This is a genomic window from Rubripirellula obstinata (assembly GCF_001642955.1).
GTDB lineage: Bacteria > Planctomycetota > Planctomycetia > Pirellulales > Pirellulaceae > Rubripirellula > Rubripirellula obstinata.
Genome location: NZ_LWSK01000243.1, coordinates 1 through 2,449, shown reverse-complemented (window position 1 = coordinate 2,449; position 2,449 = coordinate 1). Strand labels below are relative to the sequence as shown.

Genomic DNA, 2,449 nt, shown 5'->3' with positions numbered 1-2,449 from the left:
CTGACGGATCGCATCGCAATGGTGGTTTTCGGATAACCATTGCATGCACCGGAGTGGCGGCCGCACGCTTTCCTCTCTGCTTGCACGTCAAATCCCGCCACCTCGGTGATGCATACCGTTATCCGACTGAAACGACTCTGAACCGCGTCGCCACACTGACTGCTGATGCCATACGCTATCTGCCCAAAATGCGGTCAACGAACTCACTTGAACGTCGGCGCGGCCGACATGCGGCAATGGTACGCTGACCACTATCCCGACACGCCATACGGCCATCCCGTTCCGCGTGACTGCTACGATTGCTGGAGAGCGGAACGAGGAATACCAATACCGGATGACGAACTTGCTCATCGCGAATCCGTTGCTGCTGGTACTGCACGGTCTTACCCAGCAGATGGGCCACCGTGCCCTAAATGTGGCGTTAATCTACGCACCGCGATGTCAAAGCAATGCTTTTCATGTGGTGCTGACTGGCACTGATTCCTCCCGTACAATTTGTGGTGACTGCTCATGCTAGCGTTTCAACATCGGCGGATAACCAAAGGATGCACCGGAGTGGGGCTTGCGGCTGCTTTCTGATGGTTGCCTTTTCCGTCCCCACCCGGTGATCCTAGACGTTATCCGACTGAAATTCCCTCGTCTCTCTCCTTCCGAAGATTACACATGTTTCGCCGAACACTTACCGCTGTCTCACTTGCAGTTCTGCTCGCCTCGCACACCATTGCGGATGATGGACAGCCATCGCACCTTCGTAACGAAACGCTGATAGTCGCGAGAATTGGCGACTCAAACGCTTTCACCGCGTACAGCAAGCACTCCGGGAAATGGTCTACCCATGCTTTTGCGGAAGGGGCGACCGTTTTTCCGGTCATGGGGAAAACACTCGCTGCGTTTCAAGTTGCCGGCGACTCTGTTGCGGAACTTGTCGCAATAGACAAGAACGGTGTCTGGAGAACCCAGAAGCTGCCGACAGCTGGTTCCCGAACCTGTACCCCAGTTATTGGCTCTGATGTCGCTGCATTCTCGATTGACGGAACTGTATACGGATTTAGCGGCTTAACTGGGTCCTGGGACGCTGCGGCCTTGCCTGGCCCGCCTCAAGTCGCGGAAGACTTTGCGATGGTTTTGTCCGATGACCATATTTGCGTGTTTAGTGGATTCACCGGATCTTGGGCCAAATCCCCTGCACTCACCGTAACCAAGTAGCGGCGGATAACCATGGCATGCACCGGAGCCGGGCTTGCCGCCGTTTTCAAATGGAACATCAACCGTCCCGGCCCGGTGATGCCGGACGTTATCCGACTGAGCCGCGGACATTTGCTGCCTTCCTCGTGCCCTGCGGGGCACATCCAACGCACGACCAACACTGCCTTGCCCCCAACGCTCGACCAACATCCAAGTGCCGACTGCCCTGCGGGGCATCAACCAACGCCCGAACTCCAATGTTCAATCAATGCCGACGTGCCGGATGCACTGCGTGGCACAACCAACGCCTGTCCTTGAACACTCGATTTACTGCCGTTCGCCGAAACTTGCTTGAACGTCCGCTCTTTGCTACGATCTACACAAGGTGATGGTCACCCACAGGGACGTAGTCCGCGCCGACGGACCGTATCGCGATGGTGTATTGTGGATAACCATTGCATGCACCGGAGTGGCGGCCGCACACTTTTCTCTTTGCTTGCACGTCAAATCCCGCCACCTCGGTGATGCATACCGTTATCCGACCGGGAGCACCCGGTTTACGCTTTACGCTTCAATCAAACACAAGATGCAAATTCAGGCTTGAACGTTCCGCCAGAACTCCGATTCCAAGGATTTGAATTTTCCCTAACCTCGAACGACTAAGATGATTCTAAAACTTCCCTCGAATTCAACCTGCACTCCCTCCCAATAATCGCGGATAACCATGCGATGTTGACGGAGTGGCGGCATCGCTCCGTCCTCTGCTTGCAAGTCTTCTCTCGCCACCCGCAAATCGCTACCGTTATCCGACTGAGCCGCGGACACTTGATGCCTTCCTCGCGCCCTGCGGGGCACAACCAACGCACGCCCTAAACCGCTTTGCCCCCAACACTCGACAACATCGAAGTGCCGACTGCCCTGCGGGGCATCAACCGACGCCTGAATTTCAATGCCCGAACAACGCCGGTGTGCCGGATGCACTGCGTGGCACTAACCAACGCCTGTCTTCTTGCGCTCGATATACTCCTGCCCGACGAAACTTGCTTGACCGACCGCTCTTTGCTACGATCTACACACGGTGAAGGTCACCCACAGGGACGAAGTCTGCGCTGTCGGACCATATCGCGATGGTGCTTTGCGGATCTCCAGGAACTGCGCATCGCGACCCCGCTTCGGGAGGGCATTGAGGATTGGTTTTTCACTCGAAGTGGTCGTTTTTGATGGTTCAATGGCTGCTTTGCATGCGTTTTGGCGATGGTTTTCT

6 protein-coding genes are annotated in these 2,449 nt (G+C 55.9%); 5 read left to right on the top strand and 1 reads right to left on the bottom strand.

What is annotated here, in order from left to right; all coding sequences use genetic code 11:
- The 4 genes from RC85_RS28020 to RC85_RS28010 form a co-directional block, all read left to right on the top strand.
- On the top strand, nt 1-248 hold a 248-nt coding region (locus RC85_RS28020; RefSeq protein WP_162273296.1), incomplete at its 5' end, for a hypothetical protein.
- A gap of 415 nt (nt 249-663) precedes the next feature.
- Nucleotides 664-1,206 (top strand): hypothetical protein, encoded by a 543-nt coding sequence (locus RC85_RS25395; RefSeq protein ID WP_068267700.1) that lies wholly within the window; start codon nt 664-666, stop codon nt 1,204-1,206.
- A 12-nt stretch (nt 1,207-1,218) separates the two neighbouring features.
- Entirely contained in the window at nt 1,219-1,503 is a 285-nt protein-coding gene (locus tag RC85_RS28015; RefSeq protein ID WP_068267698.1) for a hypothetical protein, read from the top strand.
- A gap of 67 nt (nt 1,504-1,570) precedes the next feature.
- Complete coding sequence (locus RC85_RS28010; RefSeq protein WP_149752479.1) at nt 1,571-1,789, top strand: hypothetical protein; 219 nt, start codon at nt 1,571-1,573, stop codon at nt 1,787-1,789.
- A 41-nt stretch (nt 1,790-1,830) separates the two neighbouring features.
- On the opposite strand, the gene RC85_RS28005 is transcribed toward RC85_RS28010, so the two are convergent.
- Complete coding sequence (locus tag RC85_RS28005) at nt 1,831-2,010, bottom strand: hypothetical protein (protein WP_162273295.1); 180 nt, start codon at nt 2,008-2,010, stop codon at nt 1,831-1,833.
- A 253-nt stretch (nt 2,011-2,263) separates the two neighbouring features.
- On the opposite strand from RC85_RS28005, the gene RC85_RS28745 reads away from it, so the two are divergent.
- The coding region (locus tag RC85_RS28745) for a hypothetical protein (RefSeq protein WP_238383232.1) at nt 2,264-2,449 on the top strand (186 nt) is incomplete at its 3' end.

Excerpts from the sequence above, each read along its gene's own strand:
- RC85_RS25395 (WP_068267700.1), top strand. The coding sequence starts at position 664 with ATGTTTCGCCGAACACTTACCGCTGTCTCACTTGCAGTTCTGCTCGCC.
- RC85_RS28015 (WP_068267698.1), top strand. The coding sequence starts at position 1,219 with ATGGCATGCACCGGAGCCGGGCTTGCCGCCGTTTTCAAATGGAACATC.